The organism is Sphingomonas lenta (assembly GCF_002288825.1).
In the GTDB taxonomy this organism is placed as follows: Bacteria; Pseudomonadota; Alphaproteobacteria; order Sphingomonadales; family Sphingomonadaceae; genus Sphingomonas; species Sphingomonas lenta.
On the sequence record NZ_NSLI01000001.1, the window covers coordinates 297,786 to 320,383 of the forward strand.

Annotated in this window: 22 protein-coding genes and 1 pseudogene; 10 read left to right on the forward strand and 13 right to left on the reverse strand. The window is 69.1% G+C overall.

The annotated features are described in order from the left end of the window. Nucleotides 1-33: 33 nt before the first annotated feature. Nucleotides 34-507 carry a tRNA (cytidine(34)-2'-O)-methyltransferase gene (locus CKY28_RS01405; RefSeq protein ID WP_095996546.1) on the reverse strand — a complete coding sequence of 158 codons (474 nt, stop codon included), beginning with the start codon at nucleotides 505-507 and terminating at the stop codon, nucleotides 34-36. A 164-nt stretch (nucleotides 508-671) separates the two neighbouring features. On the opposite strand from CKY28_RS01405, the gene petA reads away from it, so the two are divergent. The 5 genes and pseudogenes from petA to CKY28_RS01430 all read left to right on the forward strand — a co-directional run bounded on the left by petA (nucleotide 672) and on the right by CKY28_RS01430 (nucleotide 4,765). Then, nucleotides 672-1,259 carry a ubiquinol-cytochrome c reductase iron-sulfur subunit gene (petA, locus tag CKY28_RS01410; protein ID WP_095996547.1) on the forward strand — a complete coding sequence of 196 codons (588 nt, stop codon included), beginning with the start codon at nucleotides 672-674 and terminating at the stop codon, nucleotides 1,257-1,259. Between the two features lie 11 nt (nucleotides 1,260-1,270). Continuing rightward, a pseudogene (locus tag CKY28_RS01415) lies at nucleotides 1,271-2,555 on the forward strand (cytochrome b). A 28-nt stretch (nucleotides 2,556-2,583) separates the two neighbouring features. After that, nucleotides 2,584-3,426: a cytochrome c1 gene (locus tag CKY28_RS01420; RefSeq protein WP_095996548.1), complete on the forward strand. Its 843-nt coding sequence runs from the start codon at nucleotides 2,584-2,586 to the stop codon at nucleotides 3,424-3,426. 113 nt (nucleotides 3,427-3,539) lie between these two features. Continuing rightward, complete coding sequence (locus CKY28_RS01425) at nucleotides 3,540-4,070, forward strand: adenine phosphoribosyltransferase (RefSeq protein ID WP_095996549.1); 531 nt, start codon at nucleotides 3,540-3,542, stop codon at nucleotides 4,068-4,070. An 83-nt stretch (nucleotides 4,071-4,153) separates the two neighbouring features. Continuing rightward, on the forward strand, nucleotides 4,154-4,765 hold the full coding sequence (locus tag CKY28_RS01430) for a hypothetical protein (protein WP_095996550.1): 612 nt from the start codon (nucleotides 4,154-4,156) through the stop codon (nucleotides 4,763-4,765). An 80-nt stretch (nucleotides 4,766-4,845) separates the two neighbouring features. Here the strand turns inward: CKY28_RS01430 and CKY28_RS01435 are convergent, their stop codons facing one another. Both CKY28_RS01435 and CKY28_RS01440 read right to left on the reverse strand, forming a co-directional pair. Further along, a complete protein-coding gene (locus CKY28_RS01435) occupies nucleotides 4,846-5,292 on the reverse strand; it encodes a MaoC family dehydratase (protein WP_095996551.1) in 447 nt (148 codons plus the stop codon). A gap of 81 nt (nucleotides 5,293-5,373) precedes the next feature. Continuing rightward, complete coding sequence (locus tag CKY28_RS01440) at nucleotides 5,374-6,663, reverse strand: alkaline phosphatase family protein (RefSeq protein ID WP_095996552.1); 1,290 nt, start codon at nucleotides 6,661-6,663, stop codon at nucleotides 5,374-5,376. 66 nt (nucleotides 6,664-6,729) lie between these two features. Between CKY28_RS01440 and CKY28_RS01445 the strand changes: the two genes are divergently transcribed. Beyond that, nucleotides 6,730-7,224: a YdeI/OmpD-associated family protein gene (locus CKY28_RS01445; RefSeq protein ID WP_095996553.1), complete on the forward strand. Its 495-nt coding sequence runs from the start codon at nucleotides 6,730-6,732 to the stop codon at nucleotides 7,222-7,224. Here CKY28_RS01445 and CKY28_RS01450 read toward each other — a convergent pair. The 3 genes from CKY28_RS01450 to ychF all read right to left on the reverse strand — a co-directional run bounded on the left by CKY28_RS01450 (nucleotide 7,213) and on the right by ychF (nucleotide 10,301). Then, complete coding sequence (locus CKY28_RS01450; protein WP_095996554.1) at nucleotides 7,213-8,679, reverse strand: hypothetical protein; 1,467 nt, start codon at nucleotides 8,677-8,679, stop codon at nucleotides 7,213-7,215. The genes CKY28_RS01445 and CKY28_RS01450 overlap by 12 nt on opposite strands. Before the next feature lie 48 nt (nucleotides 8,680-8,727). Continuing rightward, a complete protein-coding gene (locus tag CKY28_RS01455) occupies nucleotides 8,728-9,036 on the reverse strand; it encodes a hypothetical protein (protein WP_095996555.1) in 309 nt (102 codons plus the stop codon). Between the two features lie 164 nt (nucleotides 9,037-9,200). Beyond that, nucleotides 9,201-10,301 carry a redox-regulated ATPase YchF gene (ychF, locus tag CKY28_RS01460; RefSeq protein ID WP_095996556.1) on the reverse strand — a complete coding sequence of 367 codons (1,101 nt, stop codon included), beginning with the start codon at nucleotides 10,299-10,301 and terminating at the stop codon, nucleotides 9,201-9,203. Nucleotides 10,302-10,444: 143 nt separating this feature from the next. On the opposite strand from ychF, the gene CKY28_RS01465 reads away from it, so the two are divergent. After that, on the forward strand, nucleotides 10,445-11,038 hold the full coding sequence (locus CKY28_RS01465; protein ID WP_176472912.1) for a phosphatase PAP2 family protein: 594 nt from the start codon (nucleotides 10,445-10,447) through the stop codon (nucleotides 11,036-11,038). Here the strand turns inward: CKY28_RS01465 and CKY28_RS01470 are convergent. The 6 genes from CKY28_RS01470 to CKY28_RS01495 all read right to left on the reverse strand — a co-directional run bounded on the left by CKY28_RS01470 (nucleotide 11,022) and on the right by CKY28_RS01495 (nucleotide 15,222). Continuing rightward, entirely contained in the window at nucleotides 11,022-11,621 is a 600-nt protein-coding gene (locus CKY28_RS01470; RefSeq protein ID WP_095996558.1) for a TIGR02466 family protein, read from the reverse strand. The genes CKY28_RS01465 and CKY28_RS01470 overlap by 17 nt on opposite strands. A gap of 77 nt (nucleotides 11,622-11,698) precedes the next feature. Further along, complete coding sequence (locus tag CKY28_RS01475) at nucleotides 11,699-12,076, reverse strand: hypothetical protein (RefSeq protein ID WP_095996559.1); 378 nt, start codon at nucleotides 12,074-12,076, stop codon at nucleotides 11,699-11,701. 400 nt (nucleotides 12,077-12,476) lie between these two features. Next, nucleotides 12,477-12,677, reverse strand: a complete 201-nt coding sequence (locus CKY28_RS01480; protein WP_095996560.1) for a hypothetical protein — start codon at nucleotides 12,675-12,677, stop codon at nucleotides 12,477-12,479. A gap of 162 nt (nucleotides 12,678-12,839) precedes the next feature. Next, a complete protein-coding gene (gene pth, locus CKY28_RS01485; RefSeq protein WP_095996561.1) occupies nucleotides 12,840-13,409 on the reverse strand; it encodes an aminoacyl-tRNA hydrolase in 570 nt (189 codons plus the stop codon). Nucleotides 13,410-13,480: 71 nt separating this feature from the next. Further along, the gene (locus CKY28_RS01490; protein WP_095996562.1) at nucleotides 13,481-14,167 is read right to left on the reverse strand and encodes a 50S ribosomal protein L25/general stress protein Ctc; all 687 of its coding nucleotides are present in this window, start codon (nucleotides 14,165-14,167) and stop codon (nucleotides 13,481-13,483) included. A 146-nt stretch (nucleotides 14,168-14,313) separates the two neighbouring features. Then, nucleotides 14,314-15,222: a TraB/GumN family protein gene (locus CKY28_RS01495; RefSeq protein WP_095996563.1), complete on the reverse strand. Its 909-nt coding sequence runs from the start codon at nucleotides 15,220-15,222 to the stop codon at nucleotides 14,314-14,316. 122 nt (nucleotides 15,223-15,344) lie between these two features. Between CKY28_RS01495 and CKY28_RS01500 the strand changes: the two genes are divergently transcribed. The 3 genes from CKY28_RS01500 (at nucleotide 15,345) to ppdK (ending at nucleotide 21,875) form a co-directional block, all read left to right on the forward strand. Continuing rightward, nucleotides 15,345-16,253 (forward strand): glycine--tRNA ligase subunit alpha, encoded by a 909-nt coding sequence (locus tag CKY28_RS01500; protein ID WP_095996564.1) that lies wholly within the window; start codon nucleotides 15,345-15,347, stop codon nucleotides 16,251-16,253. 224 nt (nucleotides 16,254-16,477) lie between these two features. Further along, nucleotides 16,478-18,883: a glycine--tRNA ligase subunit beta gene (glyS, locus tag CKY28_RS01505; protein WP_095996565.1), complete on the forward strand. Its 2,406-nt coding sequence runs from the start codon at nucleotides 16,478-16,480 to the stop codon at nucleotides 18,881-18,883. A gap of 283 nt (nucleotides 18,884-19,166) precedes the next feature. After that, complete coding sequence (ppdK, locus tag CKY28_RS01510) at nucleotides 19,167-21,875, forward strand: pyruvate, phosphate dikinase (protein ID WP_095996566.1); 2,709 nt, start codon at nucleotides 19,167-19,169, stop codon at nucleotides 21,873-21,875. A 212-nt stretch (nucleotides 21,876-22,087) separates the two neighbouring features. Here the strand turns inward: ppdK and CKY28_RS01515 are convergent, their stop codons facing one another. Next, a complete protein-coding gene (locus CKY28_RS01515; protein WP_095996567.1) occupies nucleotides 22,088-22,591 on the reverse strand; it encodes a hypothetical protein in 504 nt (167 codons plus the stop codon). Nucleotides 22,592-22,598: the final 7 nt, after the last annotated feature.

Here is a 22,598-nt window from a genome sequence, read left to right on the forward strand (position 1 = left end):
AGCGAAGTCGAGAAACGGATGCGGGTGCTCCGCTTACCGTGTCTCGACTGGGCTCGACACGAACGGTTTTGGGTGAACCTGCCGCAGCATCTCGCCCAGCACCATCGCGCCCGCGACCGCTACGTTGAGCGAGCGCATACCCGGCCGCATCGGGATCGCGACGCGCAGGCCCGCTGCGGCGTGGACGTGGTCGGGGGCGCCGCGTCCCTCTGACCCCAACAGCAGCACGTCGCCTGCCTCGAACCGCGCGTCCCACAGCCCGACCGCGCCGCGCGTCGTCGCGAGCACCAAACGTCCCGGCGTCGCCGTGCGGAACGCGTTCCAGTCCTCGTGCCGACGCACCTCTACGGCGTCCGCGTAGTCCATCCCTGACCGGCGGAGCGCGGCCGTGCCCCAGGGGAAGCCCATCGGCTCGATCAGGTCGACGGGCACGCCGAAGCACGCCGCCGTGCGAAGGATCGTGCCCACATTCCCGGCGATGTCCGGCTCGAACAGGGCCACACGCATCGCGGTGCGTTAACCCAGCATGACGGCGCGGTAAATTGGAGTTGGCAAAGGCGGCTGGCCGTGGCTATCAGGCCGGCCGAGACGGCCCGTTCGGAAAACGCGCCGACCACCTTCCATGCGCGAGGTCATGCCCGCGCCACGCAGAGACAGTTCAAGGGTGTTGAATGGCGACTGTTGAAGACCAGCTTCCCCCAGGCGAGTCGCCGGTGATGGCGGCGGAGGGCGAGCTGCCCGATCCGCGCCGCCGCGACTTCATCAACGTCGCCGCCGTCGCCTTTGCCGGCGTAGGCGCGGTCGCCATCGTGTTCCCGCTGGTCAACCAGATGGCGCCCGCCGCGGACGTGCTCGCCGAGTCCACCACCGAGGTCGACATTTCCGCGATCGAGCCGGGCCAGGCGATCAAGACACAGTTCCGCAAGCAGCCGCTCTTCGTCCGCCACCTGACGCCGCAGGAGATCCAGGCCGCCAACGCGACGCCGATCGGCGACCTGCGCGACAAGCAGACGCTGGCCGAGCGCACCAAGGAGGGCAAGAACCAGTGGCTCGTGACCCTGGGCGTCTGCACGCACCTGGGCTGCGTGCCGCTAGGCGCGGGCGAGGGCGAGAACAAGGGGCCGTATGGCGGCTATTTCTGCCCGTGCCACGGTTCCGCCTACGACACGGCGGGCCGCATCCGCTCCGGCCCCGCGCCGACCAATCTCCAGGTTCCCGAGTACGTCTTCAGTTCCGACACCGTGATCACGGTGGGTTGAGGTAACACGCCATGAGCTTCCCCTGGGCCAAGCAGTACGAGCCTAAGCACCCCCTGATGCGGTACTTCGACGAGAAGCTACCGCTGCCGCGCATGGTCTACAACGCGATCGGCGCAGGCTATCCGGTGCCGCGCAACCTCAATTATTTCTGGAACTTCGGCGTGCTCGCGGGCGCGGCGCTGCTCATCCAGATCGTGACGGGCGTGACGCTGGCGATGAACTACGCCGCGAACGGCCTGATTGCGTTCGACTCGGTGGAGCGTATCATGCGCGACGTGCCGGGCGGCTGGTTCCTCCGCTACGCGCACGCCAACGGCGCGTCGATGTTCCTGGCGGTCGTCTACATCCATATCGGCCGCGGCCTCTATTACGGGTCGTATAAGGCGCCGCGCGAGATGGTGTGGCTCTTGGGCGTAGTCATCTTCCTGCTCATGATGGCGACCGCGTTCATGGGTTATGTGCTTCCCTGGGGTCAGATGAGCTTCTGGGGGGGCGCAGGTCATCACCGGCTTCTTCTCGGCGATTCCCGGCGTGGGCGAGACGCTGCGCGTGTTCCTGCTGGGCGGCTACGCGCCAGACAACGCCGCGCTCAACCGCTTCTACTCGCTCCACTATCTCCTGCCGTTCGTGACGGCGGGCGTGGTGATCCTGAAGATCTGGGCGCTGCACATTCCCGGCAGCTCCAACCCGACGGGCGTCGAGGTGAAGGGGCCGCAGGACACCGTACCGTTCCACCCGTACTACACCGCCAAGGACGGCGTGGGCCTGGGCGTGTTCCTGCTGATCTTCGCGCTCCTGATCTTCTTCTCGCCGAACCTGCTGGGCCACCCGGACAACTACATCCCGGCCAACCCGCTCTCGACGCCGGCGCACATCGTGCCCGAATGGTACTTCCTGCCCTTCTACGCCATCCTGAAGTCGTTCACCGTCGACTTCATCCTGGACGCGAAGCTGTGGGGCGTGCTGGCGATGTTCGGCTCGATCCTGCTGCTCTTCTTCCTGCCCTGGATCGACACGAGCCCCGTGCGCTCCGCCAACTTCCGGCCTGCGTACAAGTGGTTCTTCTGGATCCTGATCATCGACGTGCTCGTGCTGGGCTATGTCGGCGGCGCGGAGGCGATCCCGTTCAACATCATCCTGGGGCAGATCGCGACGGCCTACTACTTCGCGCACTTCCTCATCATCCTGCCGATCGTGTCGCGCCTGGAGCGTCCGCGCCCCATGCCCAACTCGATCACCGAAGCGGTGCTCGCCCGCCACGGCGGCACCAGCCCCGCCAAGACGGCGATGGCCTGAAGCTCCCGATCAAGGACGACTAGAGAACATGGTACGTAAGATCGCCTTCCTGATCGGGCTCGGCTTCGTGGGCGTGCTCCTGATCGCGCTGATCGGGACCGTCGTCGAAGCGGTGCGCAACCCGCAGCCCGAGACGGCGGAGCACGAGTTCCACCTCGAGCCGCGGCCGGCCGGCTTCTCGTTCGAGGGCGTGTTCGGCCGCTGGGATCGCGCGCAGCTGCAGCGCGGGTTCCAGGTGTACAAGGAGGTGTGCGCGGGCTGCCACTCGATGCGCCTCGTGTCGTTCCGCCACCTGGAGCAGCTCGGCTACAACGAGGCCGAGGTGAAGGCGATCGCCACCCAGTGGCAGGTCGAGCAGCCGTCGGTGAACGCGGAGACGGGCGAGCCCGCGACGCGCAAGAACATCCCGTCCGACCGCATCCCCTCGCCCTATCCGAACGAGGTCGCCGCCCGCGCCGCGAACAACAACGCGGTGCCGCCCGACCTGTCGCTGATGGTCAAGGCGCGCGACGACGGCGCCGACTATGTCTACTCGCTGCTGACGGGGTACCGCCCGCAGCCGGCCGAGCTGCTCAAGAAGTTCCCGGACCTGAAGACGCCGCAGGGGCTGCACTACAACCCGTACTTCCCCAACCTCAACATCGCCATGCCGCCGCCCATCACCTCGAATGGGCAGGTGACCTACTCGGATGGCACGCCTGCGACGGTGGACCAGATGTCGAAGGACGTGTCCGCGTTCCTGACCTGGGCCGCCGAGCCGAACCTCGAGCGCCGCCACGCGGCGGGCCTGGCGAGCGTGCTCTTCATCCTGATCTTCTGCTTCCTGGCCTATGGCGCGTACAAGAACGTCTGGGCGGGGGTGAAGCACTAGGCAGGCGGCCTCGGCTTAGCGCAGCTGAGCCGAGGACTCGCCACGGCGGCCGGCGGGGCCGCGTAGCGGTCACGTCTGACGGCGTGACGTACACCGGACGACGGGAGGAAGGCATGAACGACGACCTCGCCTCCCTCATCCGCACCATCCCCGACTTCCCCAAGCCGGGCATTCAATTCCGCGACATCACCACGCTGCTTCTCGACCCCGACGGCCTCGCGACCGCCGTCCGGCGCATGGTCGACGCGACCCGTGGGCCCGTCGACCTCGTCGCCGGCATCGAGGCGCGCGGCTTCCTGTTCGCCGCCGCGCTCGCCGTGCCGCTCCGCGCGGGCGTGCTGCTCATCCGCAAGGACGGCAAGCTGCCCGGCGCGACGATCGCCGAAGAGTACGCGCTCGAATATGGCGAGGATCGCATCGCCATGCACGCCGATGCCTGCGCGCCCGGCGCGCGCGTGCTGCTGATCGACGACCTGATCGCCACCGGCGGCACCGCACGCGCCGCCGTGCGCCTGCTCCGCCGCGCGGGCGCGGAGGTGGGCCAAGCGCAGTTTCTGGTCGATCTGCCCGACCTGGGCGGCGCCGATGCGTTGCGCTCGGACGGCATCCAGGTCGACGCTCTGGTGTCGTTCCCCGGCCACTAGGGAACCTGCGGCGAAGCGTGTACGTTCCACGCTTGTTCACGGGCGCGTTTTCGACCCGTGTCCCTTTGCGGGAGTGTAAGATCATGATCAAGCGGATCAAAGTCGCGTTGGGCGTCGTCGCCCTCGGACTAGGCGCGGGCGGCTGCGCTTACGGCGACTACGGCTATGGCGGCGTCGGGCTCGGCTACGGCGCGGGTTATTACGACGGCTACCCGGGTTACGGCTATTACGACGACGGCTTCTACGGCGACTACGCCTATGGCGGCTTTCCGGGCTATTCAGGCTGGTACAACGGCTTCTTCTACCCCGGCTCCGGCGTGTACGTGTACGACCGCAACCGCCGGCCCTATCGCTGGAGCGACGACCAGCGCCGTTATTTCCAGAACCGCCGTAATTTCGCCGGCACGCGCCAGCTGGACCGCCGCAACTACGACTATCCCGGCGGCCGTCGCGAGTATCGCGAGGACCGGCGCGAGGTGCGCGAGAACTTCCGCGGCTTCCGCCAGGACCGTCGCGGCGACCTCCAGGCCTATCGCGCCGAGCGTCAGGCCAATCGCGACGCCTTCCGCGCGGGTACTATCACCCGCGATCAGTTCCGCGCCGAGCGCCAGGCCGACCGCCGCGCGTTCCGGCAGGAGCGGCGTCAGGACTTCCGTGGCTTGAGGCGGGAGAACCGGCGGGACATTCGGCGGTAACGCTTCGCGCGACCGGCACGTGCGAACCGCGCCATAGGGCGCGGCTTCGCCGTGACCGGCGGCGTAAGTTTGCGACGCTGCTAGCCCGGCCGCGTCGCCGTCAGGTGCGTCGACACGAACGTCATCACCCGCTCGCCCGCCTGGTTGAACACCGTCATGCGGCTGCGCGAGATCCCCATCTCCGGCCGCGACTCCGACCGACGCTTGTCCAGCACCTCCGTCTCGCAGCTCAGCGTATCGCCCGGGTAGACGGGCCGTAGCCAGCGCAGCTCGTCAATCCCCGGCGAGCCTAGGCCCGCCACCCGGTGCTCCCTCAGGTTCGCGACCACCATCGACATCGTCATCGCGCAGGTGTGCCAGCCGCTCGCCGACAGCCGCCCGAAATGCGTACGCGCCGCCTCCTCGTCGGAAAGATGGAAGGGCTGCGGGTCGTACTTGCCCGCGAACTCGACCACCTCCTCGCGCGTGACCGGATACGCGCCGAAGCGCTGGACGGCCCCGACCTCGATGTCCTCCCAATAGAGCATGCCACCACCCCGTTCGTGCTGAGCTTGTCGAGGCACCGTCCTTCCTGCTGTCGGCGGCGGAAGTACAGCCCTTCGACGAGCTCAGCGCGAACGGGAGGTGGTGAGGGCGTCCTCGAACGGCGCGGCCGTCCCGTCCAGCCCCCGACCCGCCGGCAGCCCGATCAGCTCGCGCAGCAGCGGCGCGACCGACACGTTGTCGAACGGCTGGAGCTTCACGCCCGGCCGGAACGCCGGCCCGTTCGCTACGAACAACGCCCGCATCTCGGGCGCGTGCGGGTCGTAGCCGTGGTTGCCGCCCGCCATGGGCTTGGCCGGCGCGGTCTTGGCGAGCGTCCAGCCCATCTCGGCCAAGCAGAGGTAAGGCGGGATGCGCTGGTTGGTCCCGTAGCGGAAACGCGCCGGCATCTCGCCCTTGCGCCAGCACTGCATGTGCGGGTGCGGCTTGAGCAGCGCGCGCTCGACCGCGCGCTCGCGGCCCGGCGCGGGGTAGAAGGTCGCGTACGGCCCGGCCTCGAACACGCGCGCGTCGGCGGCGGGCACGACCTTGTCGAGCGCCACCGTGCGCTCGGTCGAGGTGGCCGCCATACCGTGGTCGGACACGATCACCAGGTTCGCGGGCTGGCCCAGCGCGGCGAGCTCGGACAAGAGCCGCCCGATCGAGCGGTCCACCTCCGCGACGGCGTCCGTCGTCTCGCGCGCGGCGGGGCCGAACTGGTGCCCGGCCGTATCGACCGCCTCGAAGTAGAGGGTGAGAAAGCGCGCCCGCGTCGCCGCCGGCCGACGCAGAAGGTCGACGACCGCGTCGACGCGCTGCGCTTCGCTCACCGGCTCGGCGTATTGCTGCCAAGACGAGGGCCGCGTACCGCCCGCAACCTTGTTCGGCCACTCGCCCGCGCGCGCGCCGCCCCAGCCTACGTTCGATCCCGGCCAAAAAATCGTGCCCGTGCGCACGCCGGCCTTCTCCGCCGTCACCCAGATCGGCTCGGCCGCGTTCCACCAGAACGGGTCGTCCGACGCCATGGTGAAGGTCTCGCCGGGCCGGGCGGGGTCCTCGAAGCTGTTCGCGACGATGCCGTGCCGGTCGGGCACCATGCCCGTCACCAGCGTCCAGTGGTTCGGGAAGGTTTTGGACGGGAAGCTCGGCCGCATCTCCCCCGTCGCGCCCTCTGCGGCGAGACGCGACAGGTTGGGGGTGACGCCGCGGTCGAGGTAGCTCAGGTGAAAGCCGTCGATCGAGACGAGGACCGTGATGGGCGCGCGCGCCTCCACCGCCACTTGCGGCGCGGGCGGAGCGGGACGCTGGACGACGGAGACGCACGCCGACAGGCCGAGCGCCAGGGCGGGGAGGATGGGTGCGAAGCTGAAACGCATGGGGCCGCCTTGACGAACGTAAGTGACGCGGGCGTGAATGATCGGACGCGCGGGGAGGGCGCGGCCATGGCCTTTTTCCCTTACGCGTTCGAGGGCGCGGTCGTCCATCACGACCTGGGCGGCATGATCTACACCGCGATCTTCCTGCCCGACGAACTCGCGGCCGAGCTGCCCTTCGACGGCCCGAGGCTCCGGGCGACGGGCGAGGTAAACGACGTCGCCTTCGCCGCCGCGTGGCAGCCCTCGCGCGGGCGCTGGTACATGATGCTATCCAAGAAGCTGCTCCGCGACGCCGGGCTGGCGGTCGGTGATGTGGCGGAGGTTCGCTTCCGCATCGAACCGACGGACCAGGTCGACGCGCATCCGGACATCGAGCGCGCGCTCGACGCCGACGACGCGCTGCGCCGGGCATGGGACGCGCTCACGCCCGGCAAGCGGCGCGGCTGGACGCACCGGGTCGGCTCGGCCAAGACCGCGCCGACCCGGCTTAAACGGCTGGTCGAGCTTACGAGCGCCCTGTCCGGCGGCCCCGACCCGTTCGCTCGAAGATCAAAGGCCTAGCACGAGCTTGGAGAAGATCGTGTAGCTGACCGGGTTCTTGCCATACGCCGCGTTCAGCACGTCCGGCTTGAGATAGCCCGCGACCGTGCCGCCCAGCGCCACGCCGAGCGGGCCGTAGATGGGCAGGCGATAGGCGTAACCCGCCTCCAGCTTCGTCACCTTGAACTGCCGATCGTGGAGCGGGTCGTCGTGGTCGGGGAAGAGCTCGTCGGCGGTGACGTGCTCCAGCCGCCCGAACACCGCGTGCCGCCGCCCGATCTCGTAGCTCGCTTCCGCCAGCCACGCGGGCAGCACGGGACCGGGGATGCGGTTCTTGCGGCTGTAGGCGAATGTCGTCGTCAGCGGGCCGGTGGCGTAGTTGATGCTGGCCGTGGTCCGCGCCTCGTTCTCGTCGGGGTGGAACTCCTCCGGGCTCTTCAGCCAGCCATGGCTGACCTGCACGGCGAGCTGGGGCGAGGGCGTCCAGCTCGCGCGCACGCTCCAGCTGTCCAGCTTCGGCGTTTCGATGTTCCAGCGCCGCTCGTCCGGCTCGCGCCCACGGAACGCCGACGCCTCCAGCTGCCAGCGCGGGGCGGCGTAACCGGCGGTGAGGACGCCGTAGGTGATGTGCGTCGAGTCGAACCAGTGATGCGTGATCGGCGCCAGCGGCAGGTAGCGCGCGGACGCCCGATGCATGAACGCCGCCGGCCCCAGCGCGGGCTCGCCGACCGGGCCGCCGTAGAGGAACAGGCTGTCGCCGCCGCCTAGCCGATAATCGAGGCGCGCCGACAGCTCGCTGAACAGGTCGTGCGGGTGCTGGCGATCAACGAGCGGCTGGTCGTTCGCGACCTCGCCCACCGCGAAGATGTTGGGATAGCCGCGCGGGCCGATCGCGGGCTCGAGGCTCGCCATGCCGCGGAGCTGGAGATGAACGCGGTCGCCGAGGTCGCGGTCGGCCATCAGCATCGCCATGCTGGTGACGAACGCCATATCGTCGCCGCGCGGGCCGCCCTGGTCGGTGTAGGTCGCCCAGGCGTAACCGTGCGCCATCAGCATCCAGTCGCCCGCGTGGAACATGGCGCCGCGCATCGGGGCTTCGTTGTAGGGCAGGCGGCTGGTGCCTGAACCGTTGAGATAGTCGGTCGCGCCCATGCCCATGTTCATCATGGCCTGGCCGTGACCCATTGCGGCGTGGTCCATGCCGGCGTGGTCGGGGCCGTGCTGGCCATCGTTCTGCGCGGGCGGAGCGGCCTGGTGCTGACTATGATCCTGCGTCGGCTGAGCGGCGGGCGCGGGCTGATGCCGGTTGTGATCCATCGCGCCGTGGTCGTGCGCGGGAGCAGGGGTAGGTGTAGGTGAGGGCGCAGCGGGCTGCTGATGCTGCGCGTGCGCGCCGTGATGCGGATGCTGGGCCGCCGCCGGAACGGCGAACAGCGCCGCCGCCGCGCTCGCGGCGAGCAGGGTCGTCTTGGTCATGGTGAACTCCGTGGATGTACCGAGGACGGGCGCTGAGGCCCGCTGAACTCAGCCGATCCGCGGAGGGGGCAGAGCGGGCGGCGTTCCCCGCCCGAGGCTCAGCAGCGCTACGGTTGCGGCGAGCATCGGCGCGGCGAATGCGACCGGCTCGGCCACGCGCGGCGCGATCCAGGTGGACGGTGGCACGCAGCCGACGCAAGCGTCCGCGGGCGCGGCCTCGTCGCTATCGGCCGGCGCGGAACCGTGATGCGCCATGTCCGCATGCTGCTCGCGCGCCGGCTGCACGTGGCAAGCCGCCGCCGCAACCGGCGTCGCGAACACGATGGCGAGCAGCGCCAGGAGGAGGCGGGCGAGCATGGGGCGGGAGTTAGGGGCGGGGCGCGATAAGCGCAACATCGCTATCCGTCACCCCGGACTTGTTCCGGGGTCCATCGTCGTCCGCGCACTCCGTCGGGATCGACTGCACAACGATGGATGCCGGAACAAGTCCGGCATGACGGAGAAAGTAAGCGCGATCGCGACTATACGTTGAACCGGAACAGCATCACGTCGCCGTCCTGCACCACATACTCCTTACCCTCCTGCCGCAACTTGCCGGCATCCCGCGCGCCGGTCTCACCGCCGAACTTGATGTAGTCGTCGTACGCGATCGTTTCCGCGCGGATGAAGCCGCGCTCGAAGTCGGAGTGGATCTGCCCCGCCGCCTGCGGCGCCTTGGCTCCGACCTCGACGGTCCAGGCGCGCGCCTCCTTCGGCCCGACGGTGAAGAAGGTGAGGAGGTGCAGCAGCTTGTACCCCGCGCGGATCACGCGCGCGAGGCCGGTCTCGGTCAGTCCCAGCTCTGCCAGGAACTCGCCCCGGTCCTCCGCGGGCATGGTCGCGATCTCCGCCTCGATCGCGGCGGAGACGACCACCGCCTCCGCGCCCTCGGCTGCCGCCTTGGCGAAGACGTGGGCCGAGTGCTCGTTGCCCTCCGCGGCCTCGCTCTCGCCGACGTTGCAGACGTAGAGCACCGGCTTGGCGGTCAGCAGCTGCGCCTGCGCGAACAGCCGCTCCTCCTCCGGATCCTTGCGCTCGACGAGGCGCGCAGGTCTCCCGTCGCGCAAGAGATCGAGCGCGCGGCCCAGCACGACCGCGGCGGCCTTGGCCTCCTTGTCGCCCGACTGCCCCTTCTTCTGCAGGTTGGGGACGCGCTTCTCCAGGCTCTCCAGGTCGGCGAGCATCAGCTCCGTCTCGACCGTCTCCGCGTCGGCGACGGGATCGACCTTGCCCTCCACGTGCGTGACGTCGCCGTTCTCGAAGCAGCGCAGCACGTGGACGATCGCGTCCACCTCGCGGATGTTGCCGAGGAACTGGTTGCCCAGGCCCTCGCCCTTGCTCGCCCCGCGTACTAGCCCGGCGATGTCGACGAAGCCGAGCTGCGTCTCGATCACCTTGGCCGACTTGGCGATGTCGGCGAGCTTATAGAGCCGCTCGTCGGGCACGGCCACGTTGCCCACGTTCGGCTCGATCGTGCAGAAGGGATAGTTGGCGGCCTGCGCGGCCGCGGTCTCGGTAAGCGCGTTGAAGAGCGTCGACTTGCCGACGTTCGGCAGGCCCACGATGCCGCAGCGGAAACCCATTCGATAAAACTCCGGAAGGTGAGGGCCCGCGCGACGGGGCGGGCGAGGATGCGGGGCGCTTTGCCGCGCCTCGCGGGCGAGGGCAACCTCGGCGCGGTCTCATGAGTTACCCAGGCCCGACCCCCGTCAAGGATTTCAGCAAGTTGGCCAATCCGTTCGAAGACGCCGAAACCGCGGTCGAGAAGATCGACGTCACTGTGACCGAAGCCGTGGCGGAGCAGAGCGAGCGCCCCTGGGTGCGCGTGCTCGGGTTCCTAAGTGAAGTTGGCGATCAGCCGCCTATGCGCGTCCTGACCCTCGGCACGACGGCCGCCGGGCTCGCCTTGCGCGATCCGCGGCTCACGCGGACGGGCCTGCGCATGTTCGCCGCCCATACGCTCGCTACTGCGATCAAGACCGTCATCAAGCGCTCGATCGACCGCACCCGCCCGGACGTGGCGCTGGAGACGCGCTACCGCATGGAACGGGGCGAGAGCCGCGAGCACGATCTGTCGTCCTTCCCGTCCGGCCACACGGCGGGCGCGCTGGCTGTCACCCAAGCGTTGGCGCGCGACTATCCGCAAACGACCGCGCCGGGGCTCGCCTTCTCCGCCTGGGTCGGCGCGATGCAGATACCGCGCTGCAAGCACTTCGTCAGCGACGTAGCAGCGGGCGCGGTGATCGGCTGGGCGGCGGAGCAGGCCAGCTCGCGCCTATTCGACTGGGCGGAGGAGAAGCTCGCTACCAGCGGTAGTTGAAGCTGACGCTAATCCGCTCGCCTTTTCCCGTGTGCGGCAGCACCTCGTGACGCAGCCAGCTCTCCCACAACAGCACGTCGCCGGGTTCGGGCGCGACGGTGTGGAAGCTGCGCATCTCCTCGACCGCCGGATCACGCGTCGGAGCGGCCATCATCAGGCCCAGGCGCGGGTCCTCGAATCGGATCGCCCCCGCGCCCGGCGGCAACGCGAGGTAGAGCGTGCCGGAGACGACGCTGTGCGGGTGGATGTGCGCGGAGTGGTGCCCACCCGGGCGGAGCAGGTTCACCCACAGGCTGTCGAGCTTGAGCTTGGCCCCGAGCTCGAACGCGCATGCTTGCGCGAACGCCGCGACGTGCCGGTCGAGCCGGCGCTTCAGCTCGGCGAAGGCCGGGTCGCGGCGGGGCAGGTCGTCGAGCGACGCATAGGAGGTATAGCCCTTATAGCCGTGCTCGCGCGACCATCGGCGGCCGGCCATGTCGTCCTCGGCCAACGCGCGGACGGAGTGGTCCAGCTCGGCGAGCAGTTCCTCGTTCCCGAGGCGGGCCTGGTGGAGCAGGGTGGGGAAGAGCCGCCGCGTGGTCATCCGCCGCGCGATGCACGGCAGGCGAGAGCGACGCAACCTCAAGCCCTCTCCCGCTTTCGCGGGAGAGGGGGAGTGGATCAGACCTTCGCCGCCGCGCGCACCAGCGCCGCGAGCACTGCCGGCACCGCCGCCTCGTCCGCCAGTGCGCCGAGCGCGCCCTTAGCGTGCCCGAGCCGGTCGGCACGTACCAGCCGCCACACGGCCAGCCACATCGCCTCCGTTTCCGACACGGTCGGGTGGCACGGTCGCTGGAACACCAGCGTCTCCGACGATCCCTCGTCCAGCGCCCGCATCGCCGCATCAAACGCGGCCGACCCGCGGCCCAGCGACTCGGCCGCAGCTGGGCTCGCCTCGCCCGCCATCGTCAGTTGATGCACCCAGGCGCGCGTGGCGGCAAGCAAGCGGCGGTCGGCAGTGGGGAGCTCGGCAACGGGACGGTCGATCAGGTCGTACATGACGGGCGCGATCCGCTAATGAGAATAACTCTTAGTAGCGGATTGTGAGGGGCTGGTCAACGCAGGTGGAAGCCACCGCTAGTTCCTCCCCCGCCCACGGCGGGGGAGGGGGACCAGCGCAGCTGGTGGAGGGGGCGTAGTTCGATCAGCGACAAGCCGGGGGCTTGTCGCCGACCGGAGCCGGCTTGCGAAGCAAGCCGTGAGGGATGCGCGTTGGACGGGTCGATTTTATAACGCGGGCCAGCAACCGACCACCTCTCAAGCCGCATCCCGTCGTGCCCCCACCACCACGCCGCAAGCGGCGCGGTCCCCCTCCCCCGCTGTAAGCGGGGGAGGAATGAAAAGGCCGGGCGCGACTTGCGTCGCACCCGGCCCCGTCAACCCCGCTCAGGGGAAGGCGTTACGCCTCAGCGCGCTCGTAGTGGCCGCACCAGTCGCTCGCCTCGACCTTCGGCCACACGCCGTGGCTGTCCTGCGTCGGCTGGCTGATCGGCGGGTTGTAGCGGCACAGGCCGAGCGAGGCGCCGTGCGACTCGGTCGAGGCCTGGTCGAAGTAGCGGCACTTGCCGCAAGCGGCGACTCCGGCGGTGGTCAGGGCCATGATGGTTGCTCCTCGTGCATCAGTTGTCGGCGTTGACAACCGAAGTATCGCCGAAGAGTTCCTAAAACAACAACAAACAACTCTTGCGAACAACTCTCACCGAAGCTGCAAATTATTCTCAATCCGAACTGGCCGAAGTAGAAATGCGACTTACTCGCAATCTTAATCCTGCAGCCGAAGCGCGACCTCGTTCATGAACCGCGCGTCGTCACCCGCCGCCAGCCACTCGGCTTCCGCGGCGACTGCGCCGAGCAGGTCGGTCAGCGGCTCCAGCTCGCTCTTGGCGTAGTTGCCCAGCACATGGCCGTTCACCCGGTCCTTGTGCCCCGGATGGCCGATGCCGATCCGCACGCGGCGGAAGTCGGGGCCGAGATGCTTGTCGGTCGAGCGCAGGCCGTTGTGGCCCGCCGTGCCGCCCCCGCGCTTCACCTTGACTTTGAACGGCGCGAGGTCGAGTTCGTCGTGGAACACGGTGAGCGCGTCCACGCCCAGCTTGTAGAAGCGCAGCGCCTCGCCGATCGCGCGGCCGCTCTCGTTCATGAACGTCGCGGGCTTCAGGAGCAGCAGCTTCTCCGACCCGATCCGGCCTTCCTGCGTCCAGCCCTGGAACTGCTTCTTCACCGGCCCGAAGCCGTGCACCTCGGCGATGGCGTCCACCGCCATGAAGCCGACATTGTGCCGGTGCATCGCATATTGCGGACCCGGATTGCCGAGCCCCACCCAGATCTGCATCGCGCTCTCCGGAACGAAGAAGGGCAGGGAAGCGCCGCCTCCCTGCCCCTTATTGACCTAAGCTCGGAGGCTCAGCCCTGCTCGGACGTGTCCGCCTGCGGCTCGTCGCTGTTGGCCGGCTGGTCCAGCGCCTCGTCGAGAGTCGGCACGCCCGCCTCGCGGTCGGCCGCGTCGTCGGCCGCGGTCGGGACCGTCGGCGGCACGATGGTGGCGATCGCGAAGTCGCGGTCGGTGATGGCCGGGGTCGCGCCCTGCGGCAGCGTCACGTCCGAGATGTGGATCGACGCGCCGACCTCGCGGCCCGCCAGCGAGATGGCGATCTCCGACGGGATGCTCGCCGCGTCGACGACCAGCTCGACCTCGTGGCGCGTGATGTTGAGCACGCCGCCAGCCTTCAGACCCGGCGACTTGTCCTCGTCCGTGAACGCGACCGGCACCGCGACGGTGACCGTCGAGTGCTCGCCCACGCGGAACAGGTCGACGTGGAGTGGACGGTCGGTGACGGGGTGGAACGCCACGTCCTTGGCGAGCGCGCGCACGGCCTGACCGCCCACACCCTCGACCATGATGACCGAGTTGAAGAAGTGCCCGGTGCCCAGCGCCTTGACGAGCGCCTTCTCCTCGAGGTGGACGCCCTGGGGCGCCTGGTTCTGGCCGTAGATCACGGCGGGGACGCGGCCTTCACGACGCAGCGCCCGGGAGGCTCCCTTGCCAACCCGGTCACGCGTCTCGGCTGCGAGCGTCAGCGTGTCGCTCATGCAGTGTTAACTCCGAGATGCTTGTTGTTCCGATCTCCGCCCACGCCTCCAGGGATGACCATGAGCGGAAGCGCGGGCGTGTAGCGGCGCACACCGGCAAACGCAAACCCAAAGCCCTCTCCCGCTTTCGCGGGAGAGGGCAGGACTTAGTACTTCACCCGCGTCGCGCGGAGCTTGTACGCCTTCAGCTGGTCCTGCACCGATCCCGCGCCCGCCAGGTGCCCCGCGCCGACCGCGACGAACACCGTGCCCGGCTGCGCCATGCGGCCGTTGATCCACTCGGCCCAGCGCTTGTTGCGGTTGGTGAGCAGGATGCGCGCCACCTCCGGCGAGTCCTTCAGATTCTCGTTCATGATCGCCGCCAGGCCGTCGGCGTCGCCCCTGGCCCAGGTGTCGATCATCCGCTCCATCTCGCGGCCCAGCTGCGGCAGGTCCTCGGCCGCGGAGACCAGGAACTTCACCTGCTCCGGCTCCGAGATCGAGTCGAAATAGCCCAGCTGCTGCTCGATCGTCTCCAGCCCGACGAGCTGCTTGCTCGCGCCCTTGGCGGACGCGGTGATCACCTTCTCCGCGCCGCTGTCGCCCTTGAAGCCCAGCTTCTCCAGCGGGGCCGCCACCAGCGTCACCGCCGCCAGCCACGGGTCCATGCGGTCGTACGCCTGCTGCGGTAGCCCCAGGTCGGTCAACGCCTTGGTGACCGCCGCGCGCTTGTCGACGGGCAGCTTCTCGGTCAGCCCCGGGCCGGACATGTTGAGCCCCTTGGCGATCGCCACCTGCTGCGCGGCCTTGGGATCGAGGTCGGCGATCTCGAGCACGACCTCCTTCGACCCGTCGAACGCGGTCTTCACCGCCTCGTCGAACCAGCTCATGCCGGGCTTCAGCACGTGCACCGTGCCGAACAGATAGACGGTCGTGTCCGCGTCCTTGACGACCCACAGCGCGGGGTCCGCGTCGGCGGTCGCCGCCGGCCCGGAAGCCGACGGAACTTGGGCGCAGGCGGGGAGCGCCGCGAAGGCGAGCGCGGCGGCGACGGCGCCGCGGAGAAGCTTGGGCATGTGATCCCTCCCGAATTGCAATCCGTGCGATATAGGATGCGCGCCGTCCGGCGTCAGCTTGATTCCCCGCCCGCCATGCGGCATCGGCCCCGCCCGTGACCGAGCCCCTATCGTTCCAGCGCATGATCCTGACGCTCCACCAATATTGGAGCGACCGCGGCTGCCTGATCCTGCAGCCCTACGACATGGAGATGGGGGCGGGGACGTTCCATACCGCGACCACCTTGCGCGCGCTCGGCCCAGACCCGTGGAACGCCGCCTTCGTCCAGCCCTGCCGCCGCCCCACCGACGGCCGCTACGGCGAGAACCCCAACCGGCTCCAGCATTACTACCAATATCAGGTCATCCTGAAGCCGAGCCCGCCCGACCTGCAGGAACTTTACCTGGGCAGCCTCGCCGCGATCGGCATCGACTTCACCCGCCACGACATCCGCTTCGTCGAGGACGACTGGGAGAGCCCGACGCTCGGCGCCTGGGGGCTGGGCTGGGAGGTCTGGTGTGACGGCATGGAGGTGACGCAGTTCACCTACTTCCAGCAGATGGGCGGCTTCGACTGCAAACCGGTATCGGGCGAGCTCACCTACGGCCTCGAGCGCCTGGCCATGTACATCCAGAACAAGGACTCGGTGTACGACCTGGCGTTTAACGACCGCCCGAGCGGCGCGGTGGAGGGCGGCGCGCTCGCCAACCGCGCGGCGGAGGACCTGCGCGCCCACTCGCCGCAATTCAGCTACGGCGACGTGTTCCTGGAGAACGAGCGCCAGATGTCGGCCTGGAACTTCGAAGTCGCCGACACGGACAGCCTGTTCGACCAGTTCCGCAAGCACGCCGCCGAATGCGAGAACTCGCTCGGGCGCGGCCTGCCGATCCCCGCGTACGAGCAGGCAATCAAGGCGAGCCACACCTTCAACCTCCTCCAGGCCCGCGGCGTGATCTCGGTGGCCGAACGCCAGGCCTATATCGGCCGCGTCCGCGACCTCGCGAAAGGCGCGTGCCAGGCCTGGATGGAGAAGAACGGGTGGGCGGCGTGACCGCTGACCCATTCCTCCCCCGCTCCCAGCGGGGGAGGGGGACCAGCGTAGCTGGTGGAGGGGGGCGTAGGTCGGTCGGCGACAAGCCGGGGGCTTGTCGCCGACCGGAGCCGGCTTGCGAAGCAAGCCGTGGGGGATACGGCATCACCCTGTACCCCCACCACCACTCGCTACGCGAGCGGTCCCCCTCCCCCGCTAAAGCGGGGGAGGAGTAAGGTAAGAACATGCCCGACTTCCTCCTCGAACTCCGCTCCGAAGAGATCCCCGCCCGCATGCAGGCCAAGGCGCGGGACGACCTCCAGCGCCTGTTCGCGGCCGAGCTCGCCGCCGCCGGTCTCCAGGCGGGCAGCGTCACCACTTACGCCACCCCCCGCCGCCTGGCGCTGATCGCCCGCGACTTGCCGCCCGAAACCGCTGCCGTCTCCGAGGAGATCAAGGGCCCCCGCAGCTCCGCCCCGCCGCAAGCGCTAGACGGCTTCCTCCGCAAGACGGGCCTCACCCGCGAGCAGCTCGTCGAGCGCGACGGCGTGCTCTTTGCCGTCATCGACAAGCCCGGCCGCCCCACGGCGCACGTGCTCGCGGCCGCGATCCCGACGATCGTCCGCGCCTTTCCCTGGCCCAAGTCGATGCGCTGGGGCGCGGCCTCGCTCGCGACCGACAGCCCCCGCTGGGTCCGCCCGCTGCAGAGCGTGGTCGCGATCTTCGGCGAGGAGATCGTGCCCGTCGAGGTCGCCGGCGTGCGGTCGAGCGCCACCACGCTCGGCCACCGCTTCCACCACCCCGGCCCGATCACGCTCGGCGGCGCGCACGACTATGTCGAGAAGCTCCGCGCCTGCCACGTCATCGTCGACCCCGACGAGCGCGCCGCGATCATCCGCACCCGCGCCGCCGAGCTCGCGCGCGACGCTGGCCTCGAGCTGATCGAAGACGAGGGCCTCGTCGCCGAGAACGCCGGCCTCACCGAATGGCCCGTGCCGCTCATCGGCCGCTTCGACGAGGCGTTCCTGGAGGTCCCGCCCGAGGTCATCCAGCTCACCGCCCGCGTGAACCAGAAATACTTCGTCTGCCGTGTTCCTCCCCGGAACGGGGAGGGGGACCAGCCGAGGGCTGGTGGAGGGGCGGTTGCGACGGGAGCGACCCTCGCCAACGCCTTCATCTGCACCGCCAACATCGCCGCGACCGACGGCGGCGCGAAGATCGTCGAAGGCAACCGCAAGGTCCTCGCCGCTCGCCTGTCGGACGCCCGCTTCTTCTACGAGCAGGACCTCAAGGTGCCGCTGGAGGAACAGGCGAAGAAGCTCGACAAGATCGTCTTCCACGAGAAGCTCGGCACCGTCGCCGACAAGGTCGACCGCGTCGCCAAGCTCGCACGGTGGTTGGTGGAAGAGGGGATCGTCACAGGTTCAAATCCTGTCCCCGCAACCAACGTCCGATCTCTCCCCGGCGAAGGCCGGGGTCCAGTCACGGTCACCTCTCAATCGGAAGCGCCTACCCCGCAAGCCGTATCCGAACTGGACCCCGGCCTACGCCGGGGACGCGCAGAGTCGTCACGCGAGGAGCTAGCAGCCCTCGCCGAACGCGCCGCCCGCTTGTGCAAGGCCGACCTCGTCACCGGCATGGTCGGAGAGTTCCCCGAGCTCCAGGGCCTGATCGGCGGCTACTACGCCGCAGCCCAGGGCGAGCACCCGGCCGCCGCCGAAGCCATCCGCGACCACTACAAGCCTGTCGGTCAAGGCGACGAGGTCCCCACTGCGCCCGTGACCGTGGCGGTGAGCTTGGCGGACAAGCTGGATACAATTTCCACGTTTTTCTTTATCGGTGAAAGTCCAAGCGGCTCTCGGGATCCATTCGCTCTGCGACGGTCCGCATTAGCCGTGCTAGCGCTTATTCAGCAGCACCAGCTCAGGTTCAAGCTGATTAAGGCGCTGACGCTCGCATGGGCATTTCGTATCGTGCAGATTACCGAAAACATGAACGAAGCATCCGATCGCGTTAAGGATGAATTAAAGGGTGTTGTTGACGAGGTTAGTCTTGAAAAGATAGCGACCGTTCAGGGTATTGTGCCCGTCGTACTTGCTAGCTTCACCAACTCTCAATCTACCGCTCACGCTACTTTGGCCACCTTCTTTGCCGACCGCCTCAAAGTCCAGCAACGCGAGGCCGGTGTCCGGCACGACCTGATCGACGCGGTGTTCGCGCTCGGCGGCGAGGATGATCTCGTTCGCCTGCTCGCCCGCGTCCGCGCGCTGCAGGCGTTCGTGGGGACGGAGGACGGGGCCAACCTGCTCGCCGGCTACAAGCGCGCCGCCAACATCCTGAAGAAAGAAGGCTGGACCGCCGCGGAGGGCGCGGGCGAGAAATCGCTGTCCTACACGCCCGAACCGGAGGAAGCTGCCCTCCGCCACGCCCTTGACTCGGCCGAGCCGCGGGCGGCGGCCGCGGTGGAGGCGGAGGAGTTCGAAGGCGCGATGGCCGCGCTGGCGACGCTCCGCGCGCCCATCGACGCGTTCTTTGACAAGGTGACGGTGAACGACCCCGATCCGGCCAAGCGCGAGGCGCGGCTCAACCTGCTCGCCCGTGTCCGCGACGCGGTGCACCGGGTGGCGGATTTCTCGCGCATCGAAGGGTGAGGCGCCGGGCGTACGCGCCGAGCGAAGCTCGAAGCGAGACGCCCAAGCCCGGCCGGCGTAGCGCAGCTACGTTCGACGACGCGGCTTCGCCGCGGCGTGCGCGGCGGACGCCTGTTTTCGAATTTAGCAGGATGCCGAACAAGCCACCCCGTAGGCTGAACTTCCTGAACTTTGGAACGCCCGGTACGGTTCGTCCCGTTCCGGAACCTGAACAGCCGTTCATTGCTTGACGCGCGCGCGTGCTGCAGCGCACAACATACGTATTCAGGGAAGGACGACCGACATGGCGAGCGTGCTGACGGCTGAGGCGCAACCCCGGGCGGCCGAGCCGCGCTATGTTTATCGCTTTGGCGGCGGCGTCTCCGACGGGGGCAGGGGCGACAAGAACCTGCTCGGCGGCAAGGGCGCGAACCTCGCCGAGATGGCGTCCATCGGCCTGCCGGTCCCGCCGGGGTTCACGATCGGCACGCCCATGTGCGCCCGCTACTACCAAGAAGGCGAGCGCTTCCCCGACAGCTTGGCGGCCGAGGTCACTCAGGGCATCGCCCATATCGAGCAGGTCACGGGCAAGCGCTTCGGTGACCCCGCCGACCCTCTCCTCGTCTCCGTCCGCTCCGGTGCTCGCGTGTCGATGCCCGGCATGATGGACACCGTCCTCAACCTCGGGCTGAACGACGAGACGGTGCAGGGCCTCGCCGCCACCTCGGGCGACGAGCGCTTCGCCTGGGACAGCTATCGCCGCTTCATCCAGATGTACGCCGACGTCGTCCTCGGCCTCGACCACGGCGCGTTCGAGGAGGCGCTTGAGGTCGCCAAGGAGGACCGGGGGCTTACGCTCGACACCGAGCTGTCGGCGAGCGACCTCCAGGAGCTCGTCGCCGAGTACAAGCAGCTCGTCCGCGACCAGTGGAGCCGCGACTTCCCGCAGGACGTCCACGACCAGCTCTGGGGCGCGGTCGGCGCGGTGTTCGGCTCCTGGCAGTCGGAGCGCGCCAAGGTCTATCGCCGCCTGAACGACATCCCCGGCGATTGGGGCACCGCCGTCAACGTCCAGGCGATGGTGTTCGGCAACATGGGCGACACGTCCGCCACCGGCGTCGCCTTCACCCGCGACCCCTCGACGGGCGAGCGCGCCTATTACGGCGAGTTCCTCATCAACGCGCAAGGCGAGGACGTCGTCGCCGGCATCCGCACGCCCCAATACCTCACCCGCGCCGCCCGCGAGGCCGCCGGCGCCAAGCCCGCCTCGATGGAGGAGGCGATGCCGGAGCTGTACGCCGAGCTGACGCGCGTGTTCGACACGCTCGAACGCCACTATCGCGACATGCAGGACATCGAGTTCACCGTCGAACGCGGCCAGCTCTGGATGCTCCAGACCCGCTCGGGCAAGCGCACTGCCAAGGCCGCGCTCAAGATCGCCGTCGACATGGCGACCGAGGGCCTGATCTCCGAGCAGGAGGCCGTGCTCCGCGTCGACCCCGCCGCGCTCGATCAGCTCCTCCACCCCACGCTCGACCCCGATGCACCCCGTGACGTGCTCACCAAGGGCCTGCCCGCCAGCCCCGGCGCGGCGAGCGGTGCCGCGGTGTTCGACGCCGACACCGCCGAGAAGCGCGCGGCCGCCGGCGAGGCGGTCATCCTCGTCCGCACGGAGACCAGCCCCGAAGACATCCACGGCATGCACGCGGCAAGGGGCATCCTGACCGCGCGCGGCGGCATGACCAGCCACGCCGCCGTCGTCGCGCGCGGCATGGGCCGTCCCTGCGTCTCCGGCGCGGGCTCGATCAGCATCGACGTCAAAACCCGCGTCATGCGCGTGGCCGGCCGCGAGGTGAGGGAGGGCGACCGCCTCACCATCGACGGCTCGACCGGTGAGGTGATGCTGGGCGAGGTCGCGACCGTGCAGCCCGAGCTCGCCGGCGACTTCGGCACGTTGATGGAATGGGCGGACAAGACCCGCCGCCTCCGCGTCCGCACGAACGCCGAGACGCCCGCCGACTGCAAGACTGCGCACGAGTTCGGCGCGGAGGGCATCGGCCTCTGCCGCACCGAGCATATGTTCTTCGACGCCGCCCGAATCGCCGCGGTCCGCCAGATGATCCTCGCCTCCGACGAGCCCGGCCGCCGCGCCGCGCTCGACAAGCTCCTCCCCGAGCAGCGCGACGACTTCGCCGAGATCTTCCTCGTCATGGCGGGTCTGCCTTGCACGATCCGCTTGCTCGACCCGCCGCTCCACGAATTTCTACCGCACGAGGAGGCTGAGTTCGCCGACGTCGCGGCCGCGACGGGCTTGGACGTCGAGCAGCTCAAGCGCCGCGCCGCCGAGCTCCACGAGTTCAACCCCATGCTCGGCCATCGCGGCTGCCGCCTGGGCGTGACCTATCCCGAGATCTACGAGATGCAGGCCCGCGCCATCTTCGAGGCCGCGATCGAGGTCGCGACCCGCACCGGCCAGGCGCCTATTCCCGAGGTGATGATCCCGCTTGTCGCCACCCGCCGCGAGCTGGAGCTGATGAAGGCCGTCGTCGACCGCGCCGCCGAAGCGGTGTTCGCCGAGAAAGGCCGTCGCGTCGACTACCTGGTCGGCACCATGATCGAGCTCCCCCGCGCTGCGCTCCGCGCCGGCGAGATCGCGGAGGTGGGCGAGTTCTTCTCCTTCGGCACCAACGACCTGACGCAGACGACGCTCGGCGTCAGCCGTGACGACGCCGGCCGCTTCCTCTCCGCCTATGTGGAGCAGGGCATCTACGCCAAGGACCCGTTCGTCAGCCTCGACGTGGAGGGCGTCGGCGAGCTGGTGAGCCTGGCCGCCGAGCGGGGCAGGGGAACACGCCCCGACCTGAAGCTCGGCATCTGCGGCGAGCACGGCGGCGACCCCGCGAGCATCGCCTTCTGCGAGCAGGTCGGCCTGGATTACGTGTCGGCGTCCCCCTATCGCGTGCCGATTGCCCGCCTTGCGGCGGCCCAGTCAGCCCTGCGGGCAGCGGCCTAGTGCGAACCCTCTCCCGCTTTCGCGGGAGAGGGACAGGTGCGGCACGCGCCAGGGTGAGGGCCTGAACAGGGCGCATCCCGAAGAACAGGCCCTCACCCGACCTTGCTACGCTCGGCCACCCGCATCAGGTAAACCGTCCCCCGGACGGTTTAGATCATGCCGGGGGGCATGATCGACCTGATACCCCCGCGAAAGCGGGAGAGGGGAGTGCGTCACACCCGCCGCGCGCGCGAGTCGCCACCCGGACCCCAGTCGAACCACCCGCGCTTGGACGAACCGCCCACCACGCGCCGGGTCAGAGGCATGGGCTCCGGCGCGGCGACTGGCGCAGCGCGGGTCGCGACCGGCGCGGGCTGCCCCGACATCATCCCCGTCGGCATCGGCGCGGGCGTGGTGCGCAGGCGGGCGTTCTCGCGCTCCAGCTCCGCGATCCGCTCGTTGGCATGGACCAGCGCCGCGCGGTCGCGCTCCAGCTCGGCGATGCGCGCGTCCGACTGCGCCAGGCGGCCCCGGTCCGCGTCGTAGGTCCGCAGCCGCTCCTCCGTCGCTGTCAGTTTCGCTTCATAGTCGCGTCGGACGGCGGCGTGCGCGTCGCGCTCGGCATTGTACCGGTCGCGCCATTTGCGCCCGCCGGGGTGGCTCGCCAATCCCAGCAGCCATCCCCCCAGCAAGGTCAGCGCCAGCGCCGCCCATTCGGTCGCGGTGGTGAACAACATGGACCCG

Bases quoted from the DNA above. Each gene is read 5' to 3' on its own strand.
- CKY28_RS01405 (WP_095996546.1), bottom strand. From the start codon at position 507: ATGCGTGTGGCCCTGTTCGAGCCGGACATCGCCGGGAATGTGGGCACG.
- petA (WP_095996547.1), top strand. From the start codon at position 672: ATGGCGACTGTTGAAGACCAGCTTCCCCCAGGCGAGTCGCCGGTGATG.
- CKY28_RS01420 (WP_095996548.1), top strand. From the start codon at position 2,584: ATGGTACGTAAGATCGCCTTCCTGATCGGGCTCGGCTTCGTGGGCGTG.
- CKY28_RS01425 (WP_095996549.1), top strand. From the start codon at position 3,540: ATGAACGACGACCTCGCCTCCCTCATCCGCACCATCCCCGACTTCCCC.
- CKY28_RS01430 (WP_095996550.1), top strand. From the start codon at position 4,154: ATGATCAAGCGGATCAAAGTCGCGTTGGGCGTCGTCGCCCTCGGACTA.
- CKY28_RS01435 (WP_095996551.1), bottom strand. From the start codon at position 5,292: ATGCTCTATTGGGAGGACATCGAGGTCGGGGCCGTCCAGCGCTTCGGC.
- CKY28_RS01440 (WP_095996552.1), bottom strand. From the start codon at position 6,663: ATGCGTTTCAGCTTCGCACCCATCCTCCCCGCCCTGGCGCTCGGCCTG.
- CKY28_RS01445 (WP_095996553.1), top strand. From the start codon at position 6,730: ATGGCCTTTTTCCCTTACGCGTTCGAGGGCGCGGTCGTCCATCACGAC.
- CKY28_RS01450 (WP_095996554.1), bottom strand. From the start codon at position 8,679: ATGACCAAGACGACCCTGCTCGCCGCGAGCGCGGCGGCGGCGCTGTTC.
- CKY28_RS01455 (WP_095996555.1), bottom strand. From the start codon at position 9,036: ATGCTCGCCCGCCTCCTCCTGGCGCTGCTCGCCATCGTGTTCGCGACG.
- ychF (WP_095996556.1), bottom strand. From the start codon at position 10,301: ATGGGTTTCCGCTGCGGCATCGTGGGCCTGCCGAACGTCGGCAAGTCG.
- CKY28_RS01470 (WP_095996558.1), bottom strand. From the start codon at position 11,621: ATGACCACGCGGCGGCTCTTCCCCACCCTGCTCCACCAGGCCCGCCTC.
- CKY28_RS01475 (WP_095996559.1), bottom strand. From the start codon at position 12,076: ATGTACGACCTGATCGACCGTCCCGTTGCCGAGCTCCCCACTGCCGAC.
- CKY28_RS01480 (WP_095996560.1), bottom strand. From the start codon at position 12,677: ATGGCCCTGACCACCGCCGGAGTCGCCGCTTGCGGCAAGTGCCGCTAC.
- pth (WP_095996561.1), bottom strand. From the start codon at position 13,409: ATGCAGATCTGGGTGGGGCTCGGCAATCCGGGTCCGCAATATGCGATG.
- CKY28_RS01490 (WP_095996562.1), bottom strand. From the start codon at position 14,167: ATGAGCGACACGCTGACGCTCGCAGCCGAGACGCGTGACCGGGTTGGC.
- CKY28_RS01495 (WP_095996563.1), bottom strand. From the start codon at position 15,222: ATGCCCAAGCTTCTCCGCGGCGCCGTCGCCGCCGCGCTCGCCTTCGCG.
- CKY28_RS01500 (WP_095996564.1), top strand. From the start codon at position 15,345: ATGATCCTGACGCTCCACCAATATTGGAGCGACCGCGGCTGCCTGATC.
- glyS (WP_095996565.1), top strand. From the start codon at position 16,478: ATGCCCGACTTCCTCCTCGAACTCCGCTCCGAAGAGATCCCCGCCCGC.
- ppdK (WP_095996566.1), top strand. From the start codon at position 19,167: ATGGCGAGCGTGCTGACGGCTGAGGCGCAACCCCGGGCGGCCGAGCCG.
- CKY28_RS01515 (WP_095996567.1), bottom strand. From the start codon at position 22,591: ATGTTGTTCACCACCGCGACCGAATGGGCGGCGCTGGCGCTGACCTTG.